The organism is Streptococcus mitis B6 (assembly GCF_000027165.1).
GTDB classification, from domain to species: Bacteria; Bacillota; Bacilli; order Lactobacillales; family Streptococcaceae; genus Streptococcus; species Streptococcus mitis_AR.
Genome location: NC_013853.1, coordinates 775,669 through 800,231, shown reverse-complemented (window position 1 = coordinate 800,231; position 24,563 = coordinate 775,669). Strand labels below are relative to the sequence as shown.

Genomic DNA, 24,563 nt, shown 5'->3' with positions numbered 1-24,563 from the left:
ATCCCCCTACTTCACCTTCCAATTCATGTAAGAAGTCTTGTCCAGTTCTGGAAATCCTAATAATTCAGACTTAACCTTCAAGACTAGTGGCGATGCATTTTCTTCTGTGATTTCTTGAATATCCATCCAAATATATCCTAGTGAATCATTCGCACCATCAGACACAGCTTCCGAAGTCGTAACTTGAGGTGCACTCTCATTCATTTCAACATCATACAAGGCCATGACATGGTGAACCATAAAATTTTTTAACTCTTCCCTGACGAAAACATCGTAGATTCGAGGATTAGAGTAGCTTCTAACAGTAAATCCCGTCTCTTCCATAACTTCTCTAGTCAGCGTTTCCGTCAGTCCTTCACCAAGTTGCTGACCGCCTCCAGGTAGATCATACCGATGTTGATAAGGGCCTCTCGTTTTTTCAATGCAGAGTAACTTCCCATTTTCAAAGCAAACAGCATAGACTCCAAAATGATTTTTGATTTCCATCCAACTCCTCCTACTTCAAAGACCAGCCACCATCTATTGTCAAGATTTGTCCTTGCATGGCAGAGACCTTTCCGCTGGCCAAAAAGAGACTGACTTCTGCCACTTCCTCTGGTTCAATCCAGCGTTTGATGGGTGTTTCACTAGCAACCCAGTCAGCCAAGCCACCTGGCTCAAAGTCCGCAGCTGTCATAGCTGTCTTGACTGCTCCTGGAGCGATACCAAAGATCTGAATCCCAGCTTCTGCATAGTCTATAGCTAGCTGCTTGGTAAAGCCAGCCAAGGCATGCTTAGAGGAAGTATAGGCGTGACCACCCCCACCTGCTAGGCTCGAAGCAATGGAGCACATATTGATAATGGTCCCTTTTTTATTCTCCAGCATTTGTGTCAAGTAATAGCGAGTCAACTCAACAGGAGTCATATAGTTGATTTCAAAAATCTCTTGAATTTCCTGCGCCGTTTGTTCCAAAAGTGGCTTGTAATCATCCAAAACTCCAGCAGTATTGCACAAAACATCCACCCTAGGACACCAGTCAAAAATAGGCTCTAAGTCCAAGGTCAAATCTCTCTGTAGAAAGTGGAAATCACCCTCTAAGAGTGGATTTTCACCTTGGTCAACTCCATAAACTTGATAGCTCTTCTCTAAAAAAAGTCGAGCCTGAGCTAGTCCAATTCCTGAACTCACTCCTGTAATGAGTACACGTCTAGTCATGCACTTCTACCCAATCCGTCGCCAAAACATCACAAGGTGTCGGACTCCACATGGAAAAACCTTCTCCTTCTCCAGACACGTTAATTAGGAAGTAGGGCGTCACTTCAAGTGCAACCCCGTTTTGTTCAATGGTATCAAAAAGCTGCACATAGTTTTCAGCACCTCCCCATCCAGTACGTACATATTTTTTCTTAGCCTTTAACCCAGGCAGAATTTCTTCAAATGTCATGTTTTTCTCCTTTAATATCAATAATTCTCCCCTTCATTATAACAAAAAAACCGCTTTACAACGGCTTTTTGACTGTGATTTATTTACATCTGCTTCTACTTACGGCAAATTATTCCCTGCAGCAAGATAAATTTCATACCATTCTTTTCTTGTTAAGCTAAAGTTTGTCGCTTGGCTAACTTCTCTCAAATGCTTAGGATTTGTTGTACCTACGACTGCCTGCATTTTTGCTGGATAACGCAATATCCAAGAAATGGCAATGGTCGAAGGGGTTACTCCATATTTAAAAGCTAAACGATCAAGTACTTGATTTAAAGCTTGAAATTTCTCATTTCCAACAAAATTCCCTTTAAAATACCCGAATTGTAAGACAGACCATGCTTGAATGACCACATCGTGTAATTTGCAATATTCAAAAATGCTGCCATCTCGCATAGCTGCTTGACTATCTTCCATATTAACATGAAAACTTGATTCGAATCCTGGTGTAAAAGCTGCACTTAATTGTAGCTGATTAACAGCTAACGGCTGCTTGACATCTTTTTTAAGCAACTCCATCATCATAGGATTTTGATTAGAAACTCCAAAATCTCGAACTTTACCTTGTTTATAAAGAAGATCAAAGGCTTCTGCTACTTGGTCAGATTCCATCAAAGCATCTGGTCGATGAAGGAGCAAGCTATCTAGATGATCAATCTTCAATCTTTGCAAAATTCCGTCAACTGATTTTATAATATAGTCCTTAGAAAAATCAAAATAGGTAAATTCTTCAATGCGAATGCCACATTTTGACTGAATCCACATCTCTTCTCTTAAATCTGGACGATTTTTTAGGACAAGACCTAACAGTTCTTCACAACGACCACGACCATATATATCAGCCAAGTCGAAAGCATTGATTCCAACAGAAAGTGCTGTTTCTACAAGCTCTTCAACTTCTTTTACAGACTTATCTTCTATTCTCATCATTCCGAGAACAATTTCTGATAATTCTTTGTCATCTTGACCAATAGTTATGTATCTCATCAAATTTTTCTCCTTAAATTTCTAACATTCTTCCCTTCATTATAACAAAAAACCGTTTTGCAACGGCTTTTTGACTATATTTCACTCCATTTTATCTTCTTAAACCCACGGAAAAAGAGAAAGATTCAAATATTATAGAGCCTCTATTTTTACCCAATCACACTTCCGTTTGGTACAGCTGGATCAACTGTGAGAAGGGTTAATTGTCCATCATGTTCAGCTGAGAGGATCATCCCTTGGCTGACATATTTTTTCATCATCTTGCGTGGTTTGAGGTTGGCAACGATTTGGACTTTCTTGCCGACCAATTCTTGTTCATTTGGATAGTATTTTGCAATTCCTGAGAGGATTTGACGATCTTCACCATCACCAGCATCTAATCGGAATTGAAGCAACTTATCTGAACCTTCTACTTTAGACACTTCTTTGACTTCTGCGACACGGATTTCGACCTTGTCAAAGTCTTCAAACTTGATTTCTTCCTTGTTTAGTTTGAGTTCAACTTCATCTGGATTCCATTCTTTTTCGACAGCTGGTTTGTTACCTTCCATTTGTTCCTTGATATAGGCGATTTCTTCTTCCATATCCAGACGTGGGAAGATTGGTGTTCCCTTAGCAACTACAGTCACATCTGCAGGGAAATCAGCCAATTTCAAGTTCTCAAGGCTTGCTACTTCTTCCAAGCCAAGTTGAGTCAAGACCGCGCGACTGGTTTCCATCATAAATGGCTCAATCAAGTGAGCAACGACACGCAGACTGGCTGCCAAGTGACTCATGACACTTGCCAATTGATCGCGGAGTGCTTCATCCTTTGCCAAGACCCATGGAGCTGTCTCATCGATGTATTTATTGGTACGAGAGATCAGAGTCCAGACTGCTTCAAGGGCACGTGGGTAGTCAACTGCTTCCATGTGTGTATGGTAGTCAGCAATTGATTCAGCAGCTACTTGAGCAAGAGCATTGTCAAAGTCTGTTACACCTTCTACATAGGCAGGGATTTGACCATCAAAGTACTTGTTAATCATTGAAACCGTACGGTTGAGGAGGTTTCCGAGGTCATTTGCCAATTCATAGTTGATACGTCCTACATAGTCCTCTGGAGTGAAGGTTCCGTCTGAACCAACAGGAAGGCTACGCATGAGGTAGTAACGAAGTGGATCTAGCCCATAACGCTCTACCAACATTTCAGGGTAAACGACATTCCCTTTAGACTTAGACATTTTGCCGTCTTTCATGACAAACCAACCATGAGCAATCAAACGTTCTGGCAACTTGATATCGAGCATCATGAGCAAGATTGGCCAGTAGATGGAGTGGAAACGAAGGATATCTTTCCCAACCATGTGGAAGACGGTTCCGTTCCAGAACTTGTCAAAGTTAGCGTGTTCGTCTTGATCGTAGCCAAGAGCTGTCACATAGTTGAGAAGAGCATCAAACCAAACATAGACAACGTGTTTTGGATTTGATGGGACAGGCACTCCCCATGTAAAGGTTGTACGAGAAACTGCCAAATCCTCTAAACCTGGCTCGATGAAGTTGCGAAGCATTTCATTCAGACGACCATCTGGAGTGATGAATTCAGGATGAGCTTTGAAAAATTCGACCAAACGGTCTTGGTATTTACTGAGACGAAGGAAATATGATTCTTCAGATACCCATTCAACCTCGTGACCTGATGGAGCGATACCACCCGTCACATTTCCAGCTTCATCACGGAATACTTCTGCAAGCTGGCTTTCTGTAAAGAATTCCTCATCTGATACTGAGTACCAACCAGAGTATTCACCCAAATAGATATCATCTTGAGCAAGTAAGCGCTCAAAGACTTGTGCTACAACTTTTTCATGGTAGTCATCAGTTGTACGGATGAATTTATCGTATGAGATATCGAGTAATTGCCAGAGTTCTTTGACTCCAACTGCCATCCCATCAACATAGGCTTGAGGGGTGATTCCAGCTTCTTCTGCTTTTTGTTGAATCTTTTGACCATGCTCATCAAGACCTGTCAAATAAAAGACATCGTAGCCCATCAGGCGTTTGTAACGTGCTAGGACATCACAAGCGATGGTTGTGTAGGCAGATCCGATATGCAGTTTACCAGATGGATAGTAAATCGGCGTTGTAATATAAAAATTCTTTTCAGACATAATTTTTCCTTTCCAGGCAAATGAAACCTGTTTTTCTAACACTTCATTATATCACATTTTTAAGGATTTTCGATAGGGAAATCTATACAAAAACAAGATAGACAAGTGTCCATCTTGTTGATCTTATTCATATCGAAGGGCTTCAATTGGATCAAGTTTCGATGCCTTGTTGGCTGGCAAGACTCCAAAAATCATACCAACACTAGCCGAAACTGCAAGACTAAATAGGGCAACTGGGATTGATACTCCTACTTCTATACCCGCAATCAAACCTTGTAAAAGTAGGCCAGCTATAGCGGTTAAGCCTGTCGCAATGGTTAGACCAATAGCTCCCCCAAGCAAGGTCAAAATCATGGATTCAATCAAAAACTGGATTAAAATATTAGCACGTGTTGCACCCAAGGCCTTACGGAGACCAATCTCACGAGTACGCTCTGTCACCGAAACCAGCATGATGTTCATAACACCAGTCCCTCCAACAAAGAGAGAAATTCCTGCGATGGCACTAATAATCGTAGTTATAAATCCAAAAAGTTGTTGTACTTCTTGGAAGGCTGCAGTCGCATCTGCCACCTGATACTCCCCTTGCTGAAGGCCGGCAATCTCGGTCAATTTTCTAGCTAATTCTGGTCCCACCGTAGGTGTCAAACTAGTATCATTGACACGGAAGACAATATCAGAAATTTCATCCATATTGAAGTTGTTGGCAAGAGAAATATTAGTCGTGATTGGAAGTCCACCAATACCAAAAGTCTTGGCAGTCTTGGCCTCATCGCTGGTATAGACACCAATGACACGATAGCTAAAGCCACCAACATCTATAACCTGGTTAATAGCTTCTTGAGCAGATCCAAACAGGCTATTAGCAAGTTCTTGGTCTAGTAAAATGACACTGGCCACATCTTTATAATCCTGAGCTATGAGACTGCGGCCTGCAACAATTTCATTTTCAACTGCCTTCATGTAGGTAATATTCCCACCTGTCAAGCTAGCGCGCTCCACTTTTTTATCTTTATAAGACAAGGTAGTATTTGTTGAGTTGGTTACATAGTAACTATCCACCCCTTTGAGTTTAGCCGCCTCCCTAACCCAGGATTCTTGTGGTTTTGGTGGTTCAACATGAACTTCCTCTTCTTTCCCAGAAACTGTCAAAGCTGATTGCTTTTGGGTAAAAGAACCATCTTTACTTTTAATAGGTGAGAAAAAGACATGGATATTCTTCTGTGACTTGGTCATATTTTTATTGATCTGACGAGACATGGAATCTCCCAGAGCCATAATCACAACAACTGATGAAACACCAATGATAATCCCAATCATAGTGAGAAAAGAGCGCATCTTGTGAGCCATGATAGATGAAAAGGCAAATTTCAGATTCTGCATCTTAGTTTTCCTCCTTTTCTAACTGCGCACTATCAGATGAAATAACTCCATCTCGAATGACAATCTGGCGTTTGGCATAAGCAGCGATCTCAGGCTCATGCGTTACCATGATAATGGTTTTTCCTTCTTTATTTAGTTCAACCAATAGTTGCATAATTTGGTTACCTGTTTTGGTATCCAAGGCTCCTGTTGGTTCGTCTGCTAAGATAATAGAAGGATTGTTTACCAAGGCACGCGCAATAGCCACACGTTGCTTTTGACCACCAGATAATTCCGAAGGTAAATGGTGACTACGCTCAGTCAATTCAACCTTATCTAGATATTCCTCAGCTAACTTGCGACGTTTTGAAGCCGAAACTCCTGCGTAAATCAAGGGCAATTCTACATTTTGCAGAGCATTAAGTTTGGATAGAAGAAAGAACTGCTGAAAGACAAAACCAATTTGTTGGTTACGGACCTTGGCTAGTTGTTTTTCACCAAGTCCAGCTACTTCTCGGCCTTCAAGATAATACTCACCACTGGTTGGTGTATCCAACATGCCAATCGTATTCATCAGCGTAGACTTACCAGAACCTGATGGTCCCATGATAGCAACGAATTCACCCTCATTCACTTCAAGGTTAATATTTTTGAGTACCTGCAGTTCTTGGTCACCGTTACGGTAACTTCTGCAGATATTTTTTAGACTAATTAGTTGCTTCATCAGCCTTCACCTCTTTTCCTTCCTCTAGAGAAGACGTTGGGTTACTGATGACCTTGACTCCATTTGTCAGACCTGAAGTGATTTCTTGGTTGTCTGCATCAGCATTGCCCAAACCAACTTCCACTTTCTTGGCCTTTTTCTGCTCGTCAAGCACCCAGACATAGTTCTTATCATTTTCAGTCACAACACTTGTTAGAGGAACCAAAATGGCTTTACTCTTATTCTTAACCTCAACACTTACTGAGAATCCTTGTTTCAAGTCACCGATTTCACTTGTAACATCGATGGTATATGGATATTTAGAACCAGAATTACCACCTGCTGCGGCAGTAGCTGCACTTGCTGCTTCACCATTGTTTTTAGGGTAGTCAGAAATGTAGCTAATCTTACCAGTCCAGCTCTTATCTTGGTAAACTTTAGAAGTAAAGGTTACTTCTTGCCCTACAGAGAGGTTGGCAAGGTTATATTCAGATAGTTCACCCTTAACTTGCAAGTTTTCATTGCTAACGACATGAACTACCACCTGGCTAGCTCCAGTTGGAGATTTAGAAACATTACGGTTGACTTCGACCACAGTTCCCTCTAAGGTACTGAGAACCGTCATTGCATCCAACTGACTTTGAGCCTTGCTTAATTGCGCTGCTGCATCTGCACGAGCATCACGAGCATCACCCAGTTGTGCATCAATAGATGAAACTGAATTTCCTGAGACTGGAGCTGGAGCTTGCGCTGCAACACCTTCTCCTACTGCTGACGCTGGTAACTGTGGAGCCGGAGCTGAAGCAGCTTCATTTCGTGCTTGATTGAGTTCGTTGATATGACGATCTGCCTTAGCTACTGCTCGACTCGCTGAATCATAGGCCGCCTGGGCTTCTGAACTACTGTACTTGACTAAAGCCTGCCCTTCGCTGACCTTATCCCCCACAGAAACAAGGATTTCATCTAAATCTCCCTTACTAGCATCAAAATAAACATATTGTTCATTTTTTGCTGTTACTGTCCCTGACAATAAAACAGAGGATGCCACGCTTCCTTCCTTAGCAACAACAAGATGAGTAGCTTCATCTTTTACAGCGGTCTGAGATGGTTGTCTAAAGAGCAAAATCCCCCCAGCACCTAATACAACTACACTGGCAGCACCGATTGCTGCATACAATTGCCACTTTTTAGTTTTACCATTCTTTTTCATAATGAAACTCCTTTTTGATTTAAAGTTCTTAACAATATTATACAAAAATTAGCAAATATAAACAATAACAGTTCAGAACGAAATAATGACATTTCAGGATTTGATTATTGTTCGGATTTTTTGTTTAGTTATTGTACTAGATATATAATACACTTTATTTTTATTTTTTGCAAGCCTTTTCTTTAATTTTTTTGAACGTAGCAGATTTTTGCAATCACATCAAAAAAAAGATAGAATATGACTATCAAAAATGACACTCTACTATTAAAAGAGTACAAAGGAGTTTTCAATGAGAGAATACGATATCATTGCTATCGGTGGAGGTAGTGGAGGAATTGCTACCATGAACCGTGCTGGTGAACACGGAGCCAAAGCGGCCGTTATTGAGGAAAAGAAACTAGGTGGAACTTGCGTCAACGTCGGTTGTGTTCCGAAAAAAATCATGTGGTACGGGGCGCAAATCGCTGAGACTTTCCATCAATTTGGAGAAGACTACGGCTTTAAGACTACTAATCTTAACTTTGACTTTGCGACCCTACGTCGCAATCGTGAAGCCTACATTGATCGCGCTCGTTCTTCTTATGATGGCAGTTTTAAACGTAACGGTGTAGACTTGATTGAAGGTCATGCTGAATTTGTAGATTCTCATACTGTCAGCGTAAATGGTGAACTCATTCGTGCTAAACATATCGTGATTGCTACTGGTGCTCATCCAAGTATTCCAAACATTCCTGGTGCTGAGCTAGGTGGCTCTTCTGATGATGTATTTGCCTGGGAAGAATTGCCAGAGTCAGCTGCTATTCTAGGCGCTGGTTATATCGCCGTTGAATTGGCTGGCGTGCTCCACACTTTTGGTGTCAAGACAGACCTCTTTGTTCGCCGCGATCGTCCTTTACGTAGTTTTGACTCTTACATCGTTGAAGGTTTGGTCAAGGAAATGGAAAGAACCAACTTACCCCTTCATACTCACAAAGTCCCTGTCAAATTAGAGAAAACTGCTGAAGGCATTACTATTCATTTCGAAGATGGTACCAGTCACACAGCTAGCCAAGTTATCTGGGCTACTGGTCGCCGTCCAAACGTTAAGGGATTGCAACTTGAAAAAGCTGGAGTAACCCTGAACGAACGTGGCTTTATCCAAGTGGATGAATACCAAAATACTGTTGTTGAAGGAATCTACGCTCTAGGTGATGTAACAGGTGAAAAAGAACTGACTCCAGTTGCAATCAAGGCTGGGCGTACCCTATCTGAACGTCTCTTTAACGGAAAAACTACTGCAAAAATGGACTACTCAACTATTCCAACTGTTGTCTTTTCACACCCTGCTATCGGAACTGTTGGTTTGACAGAAGAACAAGCTATTAAAGAATACGGTCAAGACCAAATCAAGGTTTACAAATCAAGCTTTACTTCTATGTACTCTGCTTGCACTTACAACCGTCAAGAAACACGTTTCAAATTGATCACAGCTGGTTCAGAAGAAAAAGTTGTCGGACTTCATGGAATTGGATACGGTGTTGATGAAATGATTCAAGGATTTGCCGTTGCTATCAAAATGGGAGCAACCAAGGCTGACTTTGATGCAACTGTGGCGATTCACCCAACTGCATCTGAAGAATTTGTAACCATGCGTTAATCGAAATAAAAGAAGCAGAGCAAGAAACACTTCTAAATATCAAAAAGCGAGTATTTCCGTAGTTGGAGATACTCGTTTTCTTATGTTTTATTTTATAGTATGTTGAAGTAAGATATGCAAAAATCAATTAACAAACCATAGCAAAATACAAGGATTATAATACAATCATTTATTCTTTTCTTTAAAAGATTCATATATTTTTTTATATAACTCTTTTATATCTTTTTTCTGAGAATTCAACTCTTCTTTACCGTAGTCAAAGTTTGCTACCACAAATCCCTCGCCATCATCAGAAAAAGTAAAAAATTCTATTTCAATTAGTTTATTATGCTTAGAGTCCTCTATGGTGTCTCCTAAACCATTATTGAATTTCTTCACTTCTTCTTCACGAACTCCGAACCCCGTAGCAGCTCCATTTGCAATGATGTTTGAAAATACTTCTTCAGAAGACTCTGCTTCTTTCACAGTTATGAAGTATGTAGCTTCTTCCGTTTCTACTTGTTTCACTTTATTCCATTTTTCTGTATCACTAGAAGAAAGCGTATAGACTGTTAACTCCACCGTTGGTTTAATGGTATTTTCTTTTGTAATCATTTGTTTTCCAAAAAAGAAGAAGGCAAGTAACCCAGCTACAAAGATCAAAGCAATATAAATTATCTTTTTCATACATTATACCCTATATCTTTCATGTCAATTATCACATCAACTTCGTTATAGACAGCTGGATCATGCGTCGCTATTATAACATATTTGTCTTCATCTTTTTCATTTAATAACAAACGAATGATTTCTTTTCCAATCTCACCATCTAAAGCTCCTGTGGGCTCATCTGCTAAAATAATTTTACGTGGTTTCATTAACATTCTGGCAATAGCTACACGTTGAGCCTGCCCACCAGACAATTCGTATATTTTTTGATGTAAATAGTCACTTGACAGTCCTACTTTTTCAAGTACGTCAGTTATTGTTTTTTTGTCTTTAGTGATAAGGCTCAGATTATCATATACTGTTTTGTTATCTATTAAAGAATAATTCTGAAATACATATCCAACAGTATTTTTAAAAAAAGTTCTTTCTTTTATCTTCCAAATATCTTGTTTATCAACTAAAACATTCCCACTGTCAATTTTTTCTAATCTTCCTATAATATTAAGAAGGGTACTTTTACCGGAGCCAGAACCTCCAATCAATGCATAGCTTTTTCCAGATTCAAATATTAAATTTAAGTCTGTAAAGATCTTCTTTGAGCCGAAACTCTTTGAAACGTTCAAAAGGTCAATTGTCATGATTCATCTCCTTTTAAAATTTTAGTGTAGCTTTCAGATAATTTCCTAAAACTCATTATGATTGACAACATCAAAACTAGCAGAGAAGCCGCTCCAATATATAACAACTCTATTTGCCCTGTCATAAGAAATGTAAATAGAATAACCATTGTAATAGTCATCATAAAATATTTGAGACTTGAAATTGCTATATATGTTTTTGACAGACCCAAAATGATTTTTTTCACATATTCATTCTGTTTTAGAGTAATAAAAAGTTGGACATATTGATAAATGAGTATAAAGACAATACTGTAAATTATCTTCTGCAAGATTTGTGATAGTAGAATTTGGTGCTCTAAGGATTGGATCTTTAATTTCACAATTTGGTAAACATCTACTGGATTCATTGAGAAATTCAACGGGACAGTCATCTCATTTATTTTTTTTACCGCTTCAGGACTAAAAAGAGATTTATATAGTATGTTACTAGCCAAAGAAAACTTATTATTTTCCATCATTTTGTCCGTATCTAACACAACAACTATATTATCTTTGCTATCTGCTACATTTGCCAGCGGTAAAATATCTTTCATTTTAAGATTATTATCAGCATCCTCATTAAAATAAAAAATTTTTTCCCCATCAGGAATTATTTGTACTGCAAGCTGTTCTTTTGTATAATTTGTTCCAATAAATTGTTCTGCTACAACTGTATTCTCAATAGATTTCTGGTTTTCTTTCCACTTCTCAGGAATATAGATGGTTGCTATCTTATTATCTAAAAGATGATAGTTTGTTCCATTCACTTTATTTTGTAAGTTAGCACCTGTTTGATTGATATAAATCAACTCTTTATTTATTTCTGGATTCGTTATCCCGTCATTTTCTAATTGTTTAGAAAAATTTTCTATAACATGCGAAGTTTTCATGAAATCTGGAACATATGCCAAAGATCGTTCTATATATAAAAAATCTAAGTTTTTTAAGGCAGCAACTATCTGTAGATACTTACCATCTGAATCACTAACTTCTCCATTTTTAGCAGAGTTACTTTCAATTCCAAGGAATTCAATCCTTCTCCAGTCTTTTACTGTGTCCCATGGTACTAAATTCTGTATCTGTATGTTAATACTAGATTGACTACTCTTTGTTTCTTGTAAAAAAATTCCTGAGACAAGGATGATAAGCGAAATAATAGCAAGCCATACGACAAAAATAAGCTTGTTTTTTGCCTTGTTTTTGATAATTTCAATGGGCTTTTCAATCTGAATCGTCAACCAAAATAAAACAAAAGTAATAAGATCAATGATTTGAAATAGTATAAAATTCGTTAAAAGCAGAGAGAAAAATAACTTAGAACTATAGGTGAAGAAACCATTACCCAAAAAAGAACTGTAAGAAATCATCAATAAAGCCATCATAATCAGTTCAAAAATAAGAGAAATGCCATACTCTCTTCTAAGGTCGTATACAGGCAAGCCCAAAGAACGTCGTATCACTCCTTCTTTGATCTGCCTCGTCCTAACAACAAATAAAACAACTAATAAAGTTAAGTAAATGGAACCCATTAACAGTATTCTTAAAGTTCCAGTAAATTGTAATATTCCTCCTATATACCAAGGATAAGCCATATATACTGTTTGTAGTCCAGTCATCGTAAGTGGTTTCAAACTGTCTACATCCATTTTCCCAAGTGTGTAATACATCCCTACTATTGGTGCTGACTTTAATTGTTCATTATTTACATCATCAAAATTTACATACTTCAACTGACCCGAACTCTGAACGATTGGCTTGTAAATGGTAACCTTTTCCGTTTTTGATAAGTCACGAACCATTTCGTATATTTCATTATTAGAAAGATTACTTTTTCCTTGGATAGAAAAAGCACCATCAATTGGTAAAGGTATGGGGATTTCGGTATCACTAATAGTGACCAGACCAATTGTAGCAATCAAACAAAAGAAGAATCCAATGATACATAATTTTAATTTCATAAGCAATTACCATATTACAAAAGACCCTATTTTATAATTGGGTCTCTTGTTTTCATAAATTATTTTTTAAAATCTATAATAATCCCAATATGCATTTAAGCGAACATCGTTCCAAGATTTTGTTGCACTTGAATATGCCCATCCATAATCTTTTTTATCCTGAGCTTTAACTGTTCCCCAAAAATTCGTTACTGAAGATTTTGATCCAATATTATTTGGAGAACTAACAAAGTAATTCGAATAACCATAGTTATCATTTACACCATATTCCCATACATCAATAATGGGACTTGGAGCAGGGTGTGCTGTAGTTGCACTAACAACACTAGCTACAGTAGCAAATCCAAAACTGAAAAAACTTGCAACTAGAAAAACAGATGCTTTCTTACTAATTCTTTTTTTTCATTTTACTTCTCCTTGAATTTAAATATTTGATGAAGATTAAATAATAGTCCCTTTTTAGTCCCTCCATATTACTTTAATATGAATTGATTATATTTAGGTTTTAATCACCGTTATGGTATCTAGAGTCGTTAAAATATCTCATAACTACCCCTCCTTTTAAAATTGAACATATCTAAATGTATCCGTTTACATCTGTTATTATAGCGCTTATTTTTTAGTTTGTCAAGTATTTATAGTATATTTTTTATTGATAAAATGGGATTATCTATAAAGGCGATTTACAAATCGATAAAAAACAATTATCCAACTTCTCTTGTGAATCAAATCGGCCGTTACAGTTTTTTGTTACCTTGTTTTTAAAAATTTGTTGACAATGACTCCTCTATGAGTATAATAGTTACTATACATTATAAAAGAGGTTAACTATTTTGAAAAAAGCTCACGTTTATGCTACCCCTGCTATTGGGGCTGCTCTCATTGCTGTTTTGGCACAAATCAGTCTTCCAATTGGACCCGTCCCCTTCACTCTGCAAAACTTTGCAATCGGCTTGATTGCTACTGTCTTCAGACCGAGAGAGGCTGTACTTTCTGTTGGACTCTATCTTCTTCTAGGTGCTATCGGTCTTCCTGTCTTTGCAGGAGGTGGAGCTGGTTTTCAAGCCTTAGTTGGCCCCACTGCAGGCTATCTTTGGTTTTATCTCGTTTACTCTGGACTGACTTCCTCTCTAACCAACAGCAAGAGTGGTATTGTCAAGATTTTTCTTGCAAACCTCTTGGGTGATGCCCTTGTCTTTGTCGGCGGGATTCTCAGCTTACATTTTCTTGCTGGAATGGCATTTGAAAAAGCTCTTGTTGTGGGGGTCATTCCCTTTATCATTCCAGACCTTGGTAAACTTCTGGCTATTAGTTTTATTAGTCGTCCCCTACTTCAACGACTTAAAAATCAAGCTTACTTTGCTAACTAAAAAAGGATATCGAGTTGTCATAACTCAATATCCTTTTCTTTCATTTTGAAAACTTAGTTACCTTTAAAGGCATCCACCATTGTTTGAAATTCTTCATTGGAAAGAGTAATCCCTTTGCCCATTTTAGTATGATCTGGGCTCCAAGCACGAATATCAAACTTTGCAGGAGCACCATTAAAGCTACACGGTTGATCTCCTTGGTCCAACCTTTTTCGTTTTCAGAAAGAGTCAACAGGTGCTCTTCAATTTCAAATGTAAATTCTGCCATTTTCTTCTCCTTTTTTAGCTTTCATTAGTTTATTCGTAAAATCTTGTAGATTTTAGGAAAATTTTATATAATATGGTATAAAAGAAGGGAGGCCACTATGAGATATAAATTCCAGCAAGTTCTAGATAAAATACATGACTTTTTAAATGGACATGACCAACCTGACCAGACTGAAAGCAACTCCCTTACAGCTACTATTGAAGAGGCTATCCAGAAACAAACTGCTGTTCACCTTATCTTGTCTGAGACAAGTTTTACAGGTGACATCATCAAATACGATCAGCAGCGCCAGCAAATTATCGTGAAAAATTTTGCTAAAAATGTGACCCGTATTATTCGCATAAGCGATATTCAACGTCTACGATTTGTCCCTTCAACCGTCCAAACAGCCCAAAAAAATAGATTTAAGAAAGAGTGAGATGTAGTTGCTTCATCCCACTCTTTTTTCTTAGCGAACTTGTTCAAAATGTAAATGAACCGCGATATGATCTCCATAACCACTTCTTTCCAAGTCACGTTGTAGACGATAGGAAATGTAGTGTTCTGCGATGGTAATGTAACCTGCTCCCAGTAAACGATGTTCAACCAAAGACTGAATCATGCTGATGGTAGCACGTTCCACCTTGGCTTCTTCCAAATCCAAAACCACTTTCTTAGTGACTTGTGCAAGGTTTTGACGCAAATCATCTGTCAATACATAGACAGTCTGGGCTGCCTTTAAGATAGCTTGGTAAATCTTATCTGGATTAAATTCAGCAATTTCTCCATCACGTTTGATTACTTGCATAGGTTTCTCCTTTATTCTTTGTTTTCTTTGATTTCTGCCAGCATTTTTTCTTCTTCTGCTGTCAGTTGATAATGTTCAAGCAAATCCGGTCTGCGTTCATAGGTTTTCTTCAAACTCTCATACAATCGCCACTGACGAATCTTTTCATGGTGCCCGCTCATCAATACATCTGGCACGACCATTCCTCGATAATCATAGGGACGCGTGTACTGAGGATATTCAAGAAGGCCTGAAGAAAAACTATCATCTTGGTGGCTAGACTCCTTGCCAATCACTTCTGGAATCAGGCGTACCGTAGCATCAATCATGGTCATAGCCGCCAATTCTCCACCAGTCAAGACATAGTCGCCCAGGGAGATCTCATCTGTCACCAAGGTCTTAATGCGCTCATCATAGCCCTCGTAGTGACCACAGATAAAGATTAGCTCTTCCTCTTGAGCCAAATCCTCAGCATAAGACTGATCAAACTGCTTGCCAGCTGGGTCTAGGAGAATGACGCGCGGATTTTTCTTTTCAATAGCATCAAAGGCATCGAAAATGGGTTGAGCTCGGAGCAACATCCCCTGACCACCTCCGTAGGGCTCATCATCTACATGGCGGGCCTTTTCAGCATTTTCTCGAAAATTATGATACTGGATATCCAAGAGCCCTTTTTCTCGAGCCTTTCCGACGATTGAGTGCTCCAGTGGAGAGAACATCTCTGGAAAGAGGGTTAAAATATCAATCTTCATCGTCTAACCCTTCTAAGATTTCCACATCGACGCGGTTATTTGGAATATCAACATTGAGAACCACTGGTGGGATATAAGGCAAGAGCAAGTCACGTTTACCTTTTCGCTTGACAACCCAGACATCGTTAGCACCTGGTTGCAAGATTTCCTTGATGGTTCCAATCAAGTTATCACCCTCATAGACTTCCAAACCGATAATCTCGTGATAATAAAATTCACCATCGTCTAGGTCATTCAAATCTTCCTCAGCAACCTTGAGACTGTATCCCTTGTACTTTTCGATAGCATTGATATGGTACATATCTTTGAATTTAATAATGTCAAAGTTCTTCTGTTTACGGTGGCTAGCAATGGTCACTGTTTGAACAAACTGATTTTTTTCATCAAACAAGGCCAGCTCAGCCCCTTTTTTAAACCGTTCTTCTGCAAAATCTGTCACAGACAAGACTCGCATCTCACCTTGCAATCCCTGCGTATTGACGATTTTCCCAACATTAAAGTAGTTCATCTTGTCTCCTATAGTCTCCTTCTTTCCATCTTATTCTGACAATTCTCGAATAATAGTCGCAATTTTTTCGGATTCAGACCACTGTAAATAATGGTGATTCCCTCCTAAAATGAGTTTAGTATTGGAAGTCCAATATTCTGATTCTCTGTACTCTTTTGCTCTATAAGGCTGACAAAAGATAAATACAGGGATATAAGATTCTATAGATACATTCTCAAAATCTTCCTCAGTAATCTCTCCAGATATCTGAAATCCTGAATCTTGATTTTCCAACTCTGAACCTTTTTCTTGCATTATTTCCCAGATTTTTTTATTAGTTTCAGGGCTAAATGTTGCTTGAGCTAAGTTCTTAAAATAAAGTTCAGGACCATACTCGTCAATCAGCCTCATCTGCTCTTCCATTTCTGGATAAGGATTTTCTGAAAAATCAGCAAACATGACTTTTTTAGTTGTCGGTTCCATTGCTACTAAAGCCTGACACTTAATTGGTTTCTTGAGCAATTTACAAGCTAAAATTCCACTCAAACTATGTACACAAAGTATATATTCAGAAATCCCTAATTCTTCAAGTACTTCATAAACCGCATCTACAAGATTATCTAGATTTTTTCCAGCTTGGTCATGAATCGGACTCCTACCTGTGTTCGGAAAATCAATTGTCAAATAACCAATTGTAGGAGGAAGTTTTTCAAGTATAAGTGAAAAATTTTCATAACTTGGTAGCAAACCCGCGCCACTTAAACAAACTAGCATTTTCTTTTGCTTTTGATAAGTAACAGAGAGACTACCAATTTCTGTAGATACTTCAATCCTCTTCATAAAGAAATCCACTCGTTCTATATAATGAATTATTAAAAATCCTTATCCTTTATTTTAACACGTTCCAAGGATTTTCTCAAGTTGGAGGAAGAGGACATCAACTCTCGTCCCCCTTCAAAAATCCTTCCAAATCACGTTCATGTTGGTACTTAATGGCTGCAGTTTTGTCTTTCTCAAAGATAGTCTTGGTAAGGTCAATATGGTTGATGGCTGCGATTGCGACGGTGTAGTGAATGACATCAGCCAGTTCTTTTGCTAGTTCCTCGTTAGAATTATGAACGCCCTCTTTTCTACCAGAACGACCATTCAAAACCTCAGCTACTTCTCCGACTTCCTCCACTAACTTCATAAAGAGACCTTCCTCAGTTCGAGACTGCTGGTAATGTTCGAGTAAGTAGTCTTGTAATTGTCTAAACGTTAAATCCTTCATATCCTGCTCCTTGCAAAAAAAGCGAGACATCCGTCCCGCCCTTCTTATTTTTCGTCAATAACGATTCTTACTTTTTTGTCTTCAGTTGGGACAGAGTAGACAATCGTTCTTATCGCAGAAATAGTGCGACCCTTACGACCGATTACACGACCCACATCGCTTTGATCAAGATCCAAATGATATTCCAAAAATTCTGGTGTATCTTCAATCTTGATAGTTAAGGTATCTGGTTGTGAAATCAAGGGTTTCACAATCGCAATAATGAGATTTTCAATCGTATCCATCTGTCAACCTACTTTAAACTTATTTTGAGAATTTAGAATCGTGGAATTTTTTCAATACGCCTTCTTTTGAAAGGATGTTACGTACTGTATCTGAAGGTTGAGCTCCATCAGCCAACCATGCAAGAACGCGGTCTTCTTTCAAAGTTACTTGGTTTTCAGCAACAAGTGGGTTGTAAGTTCCAACTGTTTCGATGAAACGTCCGTCACGTGGTGAACGTGAATCTGCTACGTTGATACGGTAGAAAGGTTTTTTCTTAGAACCCATACGAGTCAAACGGATTTTAACTGCCATTTTTAAAGTCTCTTTTCTTATTTTTTATTTCGGTGAAATAGCTGAGCTATTTAGCACATGTTCTATTATAGCAGATTTCTGGCAGGTGTCAAGAAAAAAACTTGACAGACTATAAAATTCTTAAATCATTTAGAAATTTGTTAGAATAGGAAATAAAAGTTTGAAAGAGGCTATCCGTGAAGAGTATTAGAAACATTTTATAAAGACCATCAACTCAAACCTTTCATATCGCCTGAACGAGATTTGGATGCTTGGCTCCTAAATCCCAAGCCCATTCCCAAGCGAAACATCAAGGATTTTAAGAACGATATCTACTAATTAAGTTATAAAATATGAATTAATAGATTCTAAATAGGGGAATAATTTAGTTCTGTAAAAATTAATTTCTACACCTACAAAGCTTATTCTTAGACTTTATAACAGTCTAAGAATAAATAGAGATTCATACAGTATCTAGATTTTCCAAAAATTTTTTATAATCAAATATTATTAACGAAACTATCCAAATCAAATCCGATGATTGCTTCAAATAATTCTTTAGTTGTTTGACTAGCGAGGGCTTTTATTAAAAAATTTTTTCAAATAATTACCACATTGACACATAAAATTCTTGCTTTCTAAATTTAAGTGTGATATATTTATAACATAACATTTAAATGTTATATATTTATAACACAAAAAAGGAGTCTATCATGAAAAAAAGTCAAAAAATGCGTGGCCTCATTGCAATGATTGCCGTAGCTCTCTTTATTGATTTTATTGTTTTATTTGGTTCTAATCTTAGTTGGGGACCCAAGTTAGTTATTACTGGTATTTCAGTGTTAGGTCAAATTATAGCTATTTGGGGCTGGCTACATATGAAACCATGGCCTCATAAAAGTCAGAAAGGTAAGGGAAAGATTATTTTCGACTTGTCTGTTAAGCTTTACACGATACTTGTGTTTGCAGCAAGCATTTTTTATACAGTAGGGCTTTGGGTTGCGACCCCTAGCGTAAGTTCTGGTATTAAAGAATGGATTTTGGGAATTGGCCTCGTTATTGAAGTGATTGTATTTGGTTTTTTCTGTTTGAAAAATGTCAAGGAAACTCCGGACGAACGCTTTTATGCTAATTTAGCAAAGGCTGCTAGCTTGATGTTTATTTTTATACTAGGTGCACTGATGATCCTCGCAGTTATCATTGGGTATATGGGGGCTCTCACTCTTTACATGGGCCAGATATTTATTAGCATAGCTGCCTTGATTTGCATCTTTGCGGTTGTTTATTTTATCTTGGAACGTAGAGGATAAGCATGGCCAAAGAAAGCAAGATTATTACTAATCTCAAATCTGTTCGTGAGTCCACAGGCATGACCCAGCAGGAGTTAGCCGACCTCATCGGCATGCGACGCGAGACAATTCTGCACTTGGAAAATAACCGTTACAACCCTTCGCTGGAAATGGCTCTTAAAATTGCTCAAGTTTTTAATCTGAAAGTAGAAGACCTCTTTGAACTCAGACAGAACGAGGAAGCATAATTCTTTTCGAGACCTAGTATTAAGTTCATTGATTCATTAGGAATTGAAGCCAAAAGGAAAAATCCTTTGAAAATGTGCCCTTTTAAAATATAGTAATTCTTTCGAATTAACGTTTACTAATTGTGATGCTTTACGAGCTTTCTTAAGATCTGGTTTCCTAAATACTCTGAGTAGACTTATGATATTGATTCCCCTAAGCATCTAAAAACTCTGGTAGAAAAAGGTTATACTCTTGTCGAAACTGCATTTGACTCACTTAACCATTTCAATGCTACTATGAAAAAGAATATTCTGAAAAGCAAGGGAATTACAGGACTGTCTAAGATGAAGACTGCAGATTTGGATCAAGCCCTTCATGACCATTTTTCAGAAGAGGAATTAGCTAGTTTCTTTTCGATTCGTGGCTACAAATTGACTCCAAAAGGAGAGCGGATACTGGAACAATACCAGGACATTGTCGACCGTCATCCAAAGAAAAATCTCTAATCAAGTGATTTTTTGGTTGACTTTCTCTAAAATTGTCTTGTCACTAACATTTGAAATCCCCTTCCTTTTAGGGTACAATGGTAGAAATGAATTTTTGAGAGGAACAGAATGAAAAAACTAGCAACCCTTCTTTTACTATCAACTGTAGCCCTAGCTGGGTGTAGTAGCATCCAACGCAGTCTACGTGGTGATGACTATGTTGATTCCAGTCTTGCTGCTGAAGAAAGTTCCAAAGCAGCTGCCCAGTCCGCCAAGGAATTAAACGATGCTTTAACAAACGAAAACGCCAATTTCCCACAACTATCTAAAGAAGTTGCTGAAGACGAGGCTGAAGTGATTCTTCACACAAGCCAAGGTGATATTCGCATTAAGCTCTTCCCTAAACTCGCTCCTCTAGCGGTTGAAAACTTCCTCACTCATGCCAAAGAAGGCTACTATAACGGCATTACCTTCCACCGTGTCATCGATGGCTTCATGGTTCAAACTGGAGATCCAAAAGGGGACGGTACAGGTGGTCAGTCCATCTGGCATGACAAGGATAAGACAAAAGACAAGGGAACTGGTTTCAAGAACGAAATTACTCCTTATCTCTATAATATCCGTGGTGCCCTTTCTATGGCTAATACTGGTCAACCAAACACCAATGGCAGCCAGTTCTTCATCAACCAAAACTCTACAGATACCTCTGCTAAACTCCCTACAAGCAAGTATCCAAAGAAAATCATCGAAGCCTACAAAGAAGGTGGAAACCCTAGTCTAGATGGCAAACACCCAGTCTTTGGTCAAGTGATTGACGGTATGGATGTTGTAGATAAGATTGCTAAAGCCGAAAAAAATGAAAAAGACAAGCCAACGACTACTATCACAATCGATAGCATCGAAGTGGTGAAAGACTACGATTTTATACTCAATGAAAATCAAAGAGCAAACTAGGAAACTAGCCGCAGGCTGTACTTGAGTACGGCAAGGCGACGTTGACGAGGTTTGAATTTGATTTTCGAAGAGTATTAAATCTTAAAAACCAAAAAATACAGTACCCACATTCGGTACTGTATTTCTTTTATCCGTATTTTTAAGTTAGCTTGTTAAAATCCCAGATTTGGTCCATCCAGCCTTCATAAAAGTCTGGTTCGTGACAAACCATCAGGATAGATCCCTTGTATTCTTTGAGGGCACGTTTGAGTTCATTCTTGGCATCCACATCCAAATGGTTGGTCGGCTCGTCCAACACTAAAACGTTGTTTTCACGATTCATCAAGAGACAGAAACGAACCTTGGCTTGTTCCCCACCTGACAAGACCTGAATTTGGCTTTCAATATGTTTGGTTGTCAAACCACAACGAGCAAGGGCTGCACGAACTTCCGCTTGGTTGAGAGCTGGAAAGGCATTCCAGACAGCTTCAAGTGGTGTTTGACGATTACCACCTTCTACTTCCTGTTCAAAATAACCGAGTTCTAGGTAGTCACCACGTTCCACTTCCCCAGCAATAGGTGGGATAATTCCCAAGAGACTCTTCAAGAGAGTTGTTTTCCCGATACCATTTGCCCCGATAATAGCAACCTTTTGATTGCGTTCAAAGGTAAGATTTAAAGGCTTAGTCAGAGGACGGTCGTAACCAATCTGCAAATCCTTGGCTTGGAAGATAAAGCGCCCTGGCGTACGAGCTGGTTTGAAATCAAAGGATGGTTTTGGTTTCTCACTTTGCAGTTCGATAATATCCATCTTATCCAATTTCTTCTGACGAGACATGGCCATGTTTCGTGTTGCAACACGCGCTTTGTTTCGTGAGACAAAATCTTTAAGGTCTGCAATTTCTTTCTGCTGACGTTCGTAGGCAGCCTCTAGCTGAGATTTCTTCATAGCATAGACTTCTTGGAACTGATAGTAGTCACCAGAATAACGCGTCAGCTGTTGATTTTCCACATGGTAGACAATATTAATCACATCGTTCAGGAATGGGATATCATGTGAAATAAGGACAAAGGCATTCTCATAGTTTTGGAGATAGCGCTTGAGCCAGTCAATATGCTCAGCATCCAAGTAGTTGGTTGGCTCGTCCAGAAGTAAGATATCAGGCTTTTCAAGGAGGAGTTTGGCCAAAAGTACCTTGGTTCTTTGCCCCCCTGACAAAGAAGTTACATCCGTATCCATGCCAAAGTCCATGACACCAAGGGCACGCGCTACTTCGTCAATCTTAGCATCTAAGGTATAGAAATCACGACTCTCCAGACGGTCTTGAAGTTCACCAACTTCTTCCATAAGAGCATCAACATCCGCTCCATCTTCAGCCATTTCCATATAGAGGTCATTGATACGGGCTTCTGCTTTGAACAGCTCATCAAAGGCTGTACGGAGAACATCACGCACCGACTGCCCTTCAGCAAGAACGGAGTGCTGATCCAAGTAACCAGCAGTCACATATTTGGACCACTCAACCTTCCCTTCATCTGGCAACATCTTACCAGTCACAATGCTCATAAAGGTTGATTTTCCTTCACCATTAGCACCGACAAGACCGATATGTTCTCCCTTTAGGAGACGAAAGGACACATCTTCAAAAATTGCACGGTCACCAAAACCGTGACTCAGATTTTTAACTTCTAAAATACTCATTTTAATTCCTTATCTTGTTTTTATACTCTTCGAAAATCAAATTCAAACCACGTCAGCTTCACCTTGCCGTACTCAAGTACAGCCTGCGGCTAGCTTCCTAGTTTGCTCTTTGATTTTCATTGAGTATTATGTAATTGTTTATAGAGAAGCCAAGCCAGATAGCCACCCAAGGTATTGGTCCACAAATCATCAACCTCAAAGACGCGATTAGAATCAAAGAAAAAGTCCAAGAGCAACTGCGTACACTCGATTCCAAGACTCACTAGAAAACTAATAAGAAGGACCTTTTTTGTCTTCCGCAAGTTTGGAAGGAGATAAAGGAGTTGGAAAATCAGAGGAAAAAGTAAGAAGACATTGAGGATATTTTGTAGAAAAAGCCAACATAATTGTCCAATGTCACTCACTTGGCCCAGTTTCCAGAGAGAATTGAAAGGAATCAAAAGAAAAACCAGGCGTCCAAGATGCTGAATACCTGGAGTTTCCACCCCCACGGGAGAATGTTCTTGAGGAGTAAAGCAAAAGTAAACGATACAAATACTATAGAAAATGACTCCCCAGACCAAAACATGATTATAAGTCTTCTTCATCATTAAGGATTGACTGCTGCGACTGCTTTCTGGCGGTCACGTTTCATTGTATTAGAACGCAATTGTCCACAAGCTGCATCAATATCTGTACCATGCTCTTGACGGACGACACAGTTGACCCCTTTTTTCTTAAGCGTATCATAGAAAGCCAACACGCGCTCTTTGGGACTACGGCTATATTGGTCATGCTCACTAACCGGGTTATAAGGAATCAAGTTTACATAAGACAATTTCTTGATGTTCTTGAGCAATTCAGCCAATTCCAAGGCTTGTTCTACACCGTCATTGACTTCATTGAGCATGATGTATTCAAAGGTTACACGACGATTGGTTGTTTCGATATAGTACTCAATAGCAGCAAAGAGTTTTTCAATCGGAAAGGCACGGTTAATCTTCATGATGCTTGAACGCAATTCATTGTTGGGTGCGTGAAGGGAAACCGCAAGATTGACCTGAACTCCTTCATTAGCAAAATCACGAATTTTATGGGCCAAACCTGAAGTTGAAACCGTAATGTGACGAGCACCGATAGCCATTCCCTTGTCATCGTTGATAGTACGGATGAAATTCAAGACATTGTTATAGTTATCAAAGGGCTCACCGATTCCCATGACAACGATATGGCTGACGCGTTCATCCTGACCACGTTCATCAAAGTATTTCTGAACCAGCATGATTTGCGCTACGATTTCCCCATTATTGAGGTCACGTTGTTTCTTAATCAAACCGGAAGCACAGAAGGTACAACCGATATTACAGCCGACCTGAGTCGTCACACAGACTGACAAACCATAGTGTTGACGCATGAGTACTGTCTCAATCAGCATTCCATCTGGCAATTCAAAAAGATATTTAACTGTCCCATCAGCAGACTCTTGAACGATACGTTGTTTCAAGGGATTGACCACAAACTGGTCATTAAGCTTAGCAATCAAATCCTTGGAAAGGTTAGTCATTTCTTCAAATGACTGGACACGTTTACGGTAGAGCCATTCCCAAATTTGGTCTGCACGGAATTTCTTTTCTCCCTGCTCCAATACCCATTCCTGCATGGTTTGACGTGTTAAACTATAAATTGACGGTTTCATTTCTTCTCCT

At 38.8% G+C, this 24,563-nt stretch carries 29 protein-coding genes and 1 pseudogene; 7 read left to right on the top strand and 23 right to left on the bottom strand.

Features of this window, described 5'->3' with window-relative positions:
• Window positions 1-6: 6 nt before the first annotated feature.
• From SMI_RS04270 to SMI_RS04235, 8 genes are all read right to left on the bottom strand, one after another.
• Window positions 7-486: an NUDIX hydrolase gene (locus SMI_RS04270; protein WP_000403604.1), complete on the bottom strand. Its 480-nt coding sequence runs from the start codon at window positions 484-486 to the stop codon at window positions 7-9.
• A 10-nt stretch (window positions 487-496) separates the two neighbouring features.
• The gene (locus tag SMI_RS04265; protein ID WP_000198457.1) at window positions 497-1,195 is read right to left on the bottom strand and encodes a 3-oxoacyl-ACP reductase; all 699 of its coding nucleotides are present in this window, start codon (window positions 1,193-1,195) and stop codon (window positions 497-499) included.
• Window positions 1,188-1,424, bottom strand: a complete 237-nt coding sequence (locus SMI_RS04260) for a DUF2829 domain-containing protein (RefSeq protein ID WP_000141913.1) — start codon at window positions 1,422-1,424, stop codon at window positions 1,188-1,190. The genes SMI_RS04265 and SMI_RS04260 overlap by 8 nt, the downstream gene beginning before the upstream one ends.
• A 99-nt stretch (window positions 1,425-1,523) precedes the next feature.
• Window positions 1,524-2,450, bottom strand: coding sequence for an aldo/keto reductase (locus tag SMI_RS04255; RefSeq protein ID WP_001269437.1), 927 nt, complete (start codon window positions 2,448-2,450; stop codon window positions 1,524-1,526).
• Window positions 2,451-2,599: 149 nt separating this feature from the next.
• Window positions 2,600-4,597 (bottom strand): methionine--tRNA ligase, encoded by a 1,998-nt coding sequence (metG, locus tag SMI_RS04250; RefSeq protein ID WP_001291361.1) that lies wholly within the window; start codon window positions 4,595-4,597, stop codon window positions 2,600-2,602.
• A 123-nt stretch (window positions 4,598-4,720) separates the two neighbouring features.
• A complete protein-coding gene (locus SMI_RS04245; RefSeq protein ID WP_001180390.1) occupies window positions 4,721-5,980 on the bottom strand; it encodes an ABC transporter permease in 1,260 nt (419 codons plus the stop codon).
• Window position 5,981: 1 nt separating this feature from the next.
• Entirely contained in the window at window positions 5,982-6,683 is a 702-nt protein-coding gene (locus SMI_RS04240; protein ID WP_000811475.1) for an ABC transporter ATP-binding protein, read from the bottom strand.
• Window positions 6,667-7,875, bottom strand: coding sequence for an efflux RND transporter periplasmic adaptor subunit (locus tag SMI_RS04235; protein ID WP_164925553.1), 1,209 nt, complete (start codon window positions 7,873-7,875; stop codon window positions 6,667-6,669). Before SMI_RS04235 ends, SMI_RS04240 begins: the two co-directional genes overlap by 17 nt.
• A 286-nt stretch (window positions 7,876-8,161) precedes the next feature.
• Here SMI_RS04235 and gor point away from each other — a divergent pair, with 286 nt between their 5' ends.
• Window positions 8,162-9,508 (top strand): glutathione-disulfide reductase, encoded by a 1,347-nt coding sequence (gene gor / locus SMI_RS04230; protein ID WP_001209599.1) that lies wholly within the window; start codon window positions 8,162-8,164, stop codon window positions 9,506-9,508.
• A gap of 165 nt (window positions 9,509-9,673) precedes the next feature.
• On the opposite strand, the gene SMI_RS04225 is transcribed toward gor, so the two are convergent.
• The 4 genes from SMI_RS04225 to SMI_RS10990 all read right to left on the bottom strand — a co-directional run bounded on the left by SMI_RS04225 (window position 9,674) and on the right by SMI_RS10990 (window position 13,166).
• Window positions 9,674-10,174, bottom strand: coding sequence for a hypothetical protein (locus SMI_RS04225; protein ID WP_000721120.1), 501 nt, complete (start codon window positions 10,172-10,174; stop codon window positions 9,674-9,676).
• Window positions 10,171-10,794 carry an ATP-binding cassette domain-containing protein gene (locus tag SMI_RS04220; RefSeq protein ID WP_000151028.1) on the bottom strand — a complete coding sequence of 208 codons (624 nt, stop codon included), beginning with the start codon at window positions 10,792-10,794 and terminating at the stop codon, window positions 10,171-10,173. The genes SMI_RS04225 and SMI_RS04220 overlap by 4 nt, the downstream gene beginning before the upstream one ends.
• The gene (locus tag SMI_RS04215) at window positions 10,791-12,773 is read right to left on the bottom strand and encodes an ABC transporter permease (protein ID WP_000768914.1); all 1,983 of its coding nucleotides are present in this window, start codon (window positions 12,771-12,773) and stop codon (window positions 10,791-10,793) included. Before SMI_RS04215 ends, SMI_RS04220 begins: the two co-directional genes overlap by 4 nt.
• Window positions 12,774-12,839: 66 nt before the next feature.
• Window positions 12,840-13,166 carry a hypothetical protein gene (locus SMI_RS10990; RefSeq protein ID WP_164925552.1) on the bottom strand — a complete coding sequence of 109 codons (327 nt, stop codon included), beginning with the start codon at window positions 13,164-13,166 and terminating at the stop codon, window positions 12,840-12,842.
• A 440-nt stretch (window positions 13,167-13,606) separates the two neighbouring features.
• On the opposite strand from SMI_RS10990, the gene SMI_RS04205 reads away from it, so the two are divergent.
• Window positions 13,607-14,143 carry a biotin transporter BioY gene (locus tag SMI_RS04205; RefSeq protein WP_000709051.1) on the top strand — a complete coding sequence of 179 codons (537 nt, stop codon included), beginning with the start codon at window positions 13,607-13,609 and terminating at the stop codon, window positions 14,141-14,143.
• Between the two features lie 53 nt (window positions 14,144-14,196).
• Here the strand turns inward: SMI_RS04205 and SMI_RS04200 are convergent.
• Window positions 14,197-14,411: pseudogene (locus tag SMI_RS04200) on the bottom strand (YdbC family protein).
• 97 nt (window positions 14,412-14,508) lie between these two features.
• On the opposite strand from SMI_RS04200, the gene SMI_RS04195 reads away from it, so the two are divergent.
• A complete protein-coding gene (locus SMI_RS04195; protein WP_001269557.1) occupies window positions 14,509-14,829 on the top strand; it encodes a hypothetical protein in 321 nt (106 codons plus the stop codon).
• 30 nt (window positions 14,830-14,859) lie between these two features.
• Here the strand turns inward: SMI_RS04195 and SMI_RS04190 are convergent, their stop codons facing one another.
• From SMI_RS04190 to rpsP, 7 genes are all read right to left on the bottom strand, one after another.
• On the bottom strand, window positions 14,860-15,198 hold the full coding sequence (locus SMI_RS04190; protein WP_001196039.1) for an ATP cone domain-containing protein: 339 nt from the start codon (window positions 15,196-15,198) through the stop codon (window positions 14,860-14,862).
• Window positions 15,199-15,209: 11 nt separating this feature from the next.
• Entirely contained in the window at window positions 15,210-15,929 is a 720-nt protein-coding gene (trmD, locus tag SMI_RS04185) for a tRNA (guanosine(37)-N1)-methyltransferase TrmD (RefSeq protein ID WP_000686918.1), read from the bottom strand.
• Window positions 15,919-16,437 carry a ribosome maturation factor RimM gene (gene rimM, locus SMI_RS04180; RefSeq protein WP_001105905.1) on the bottom strand — a complete coding sequence of 173 codons (519 nt, stop codon included), beginning with the start codon at window positions 16,435-16,437 and terminating at the stop codon, window positions 15,919-15,921. Before rimM ends, trmD begins: the two co-directional genes overlap by 11 nt.
• Window positions 16,438-16,467: 30 nt before the next feature.
• A complete protein-coding gene (locus tag SMI_RS04175; protein ID WP_000821027.1) occupies window positions 16,468-17,256 on the bottom strand; it encodes an alpha/beta fold hydrolase in 789 nt (262 codons plus the stop codon).
• A 97-nt stretch (window positions 17,257-17,353) separates the two neighbouring features.
• On the bottom strand, window positions 17,354-17,686 hold the full coding sequence (locus tag SMI_RS04170) for a MazG nucleotide pyrophosphohydrolase domain-containing protein (RefSeq protein WP_012972493.1): 333 nt from the start codon (window positions 17,684-17,686) through the stop codon (window positions 17,354-17,356).
• Window positions 17,687-17,730: 44 nt separating this feature from the next.
• On the bottom strand, window positions 17,731-17,970 hold the full coding sequence (gene kphA / locus SMI_RS04165) for an RNA-binding protein KphA (RefSeq protein WP_000379628.1): 240 nt from the start codon (window positions 17,968-17,970) through the stop codon (window positions 17,731-17,733).
• A 19-nt stretch (window positions 17,971-17,989) separates the two neighbouring features.
• Window positions 17,990-18,262, bottom strand: a complete 273-nt coding sequence (rpsP, locus tag SMI_RS04160; RefSeq protein ID WP_000268760.1) for a 30S ribosomal protein S16 — start codon at window positions 18,260-18,262, stop codon at window positions 17,990-17,992.
• A 692-nt stretch (window positions 18,263-18,954) separates the two neighbouring features.
• Between rpsP and SMI_RS04155 the strand changes: the two genes are divergently transcribed.
• The 4 genes from SMI_RS04155 (at window position 18,955) to SMI_RS04140 (ending at window position 21,197) form a co-directional block, all read left to right on the top strand.
• A complete protein-coding gene (locus tag SMI_RS04155) occupies window positions 18,955-19,551 on the top strand; it encodes a hypothetical protein (protein ID WP_000749552.1) in 597 nt (198 codons plus the stop codon).
• 2 nt (window positions 19,552-19,553) lie between these two features.
• Complete coding sequence (locus SMI_RS04150) at window positions 19,554-19,778, top strand: helix-turn-helix transcriptional regulator (protein ID WP_001041098.1); 225 nt, start codon at window positions 19,554-19,556, stop codon at window positions 19,776-19,778.
• Between the two features lie 276 nt (window positions 19,779-20,054).
• Window positions 20,055-20,264: a hypothetical protein gene (locus tag SMI_RS10620; protein ID WP_012972492.1), complete on the top strand. Its 210-nt coding sequence runs from the start codon at window positions 20,055-20,057 to the stop codon at window positions 20,262-20,264.
• 108 nt (window positions 20,265-20,372) lie between these two features.
• On the top strand, window positions 20,373-21,197 hold the full coding sequence (locus tag SMI_RS04140; protein WP_000731912.1) for a peptidylprolyl isomerase: 825 nt from the start codon (window positions 20,373-20,375) through the stop codon (window positions 21,195-21,197).
• Window positions 21,198-21,336: 139 nt separating this feature from the next.
• On the opposite strand, the gene SMI_RS04135 is transcribed toward SMI_RS04140, so the two are convergent.
• From SMI_RS04135 to rlmN, 3 genes are all read right to left on the bottom strand, one after another.
• Window positions 21,337-22,878: an ABC-F family ATP-binding cassette domain-containing protein gene (locus tag SMI_RS04135; RefSeq protein ID WP_000025381.1), complete on the bottom strand. Its 1,542-nt coding sequence runs from the start codon at window positions 22,876-22,878 to the stop codon at window positions 21,337-21,339.
• Between the two features lie 116 nt (window positions 22,879-22,994).
• Entirely contained in the window at window positions 22,995-23,468 is a 474-nt protein-coding gene (locus SMI_RS04130; RefSeq protein ID WP_000976722.1) for a VanZ family protein, read from the bottom strand.
• Window positions 23,468-24,553, bottom strand: coding sequence for a 23S rRNA (adenine(2503)-C(2))-methyltransferase RlmN (gene rlmN, locus SMI_RS04125; protein WP_000804758.1), 1,086 nt, complete (start codon window positions 24,551-24,553; stop codon window positions 23,468-23,470). The genes SMI_RS04130 and rlmN overlap by 1 nt, the downstream gene beginning before the upstream one ends.
• Between the last annotated feature and the right edge of the window lie 10 nt (window positions 24,554-24,563).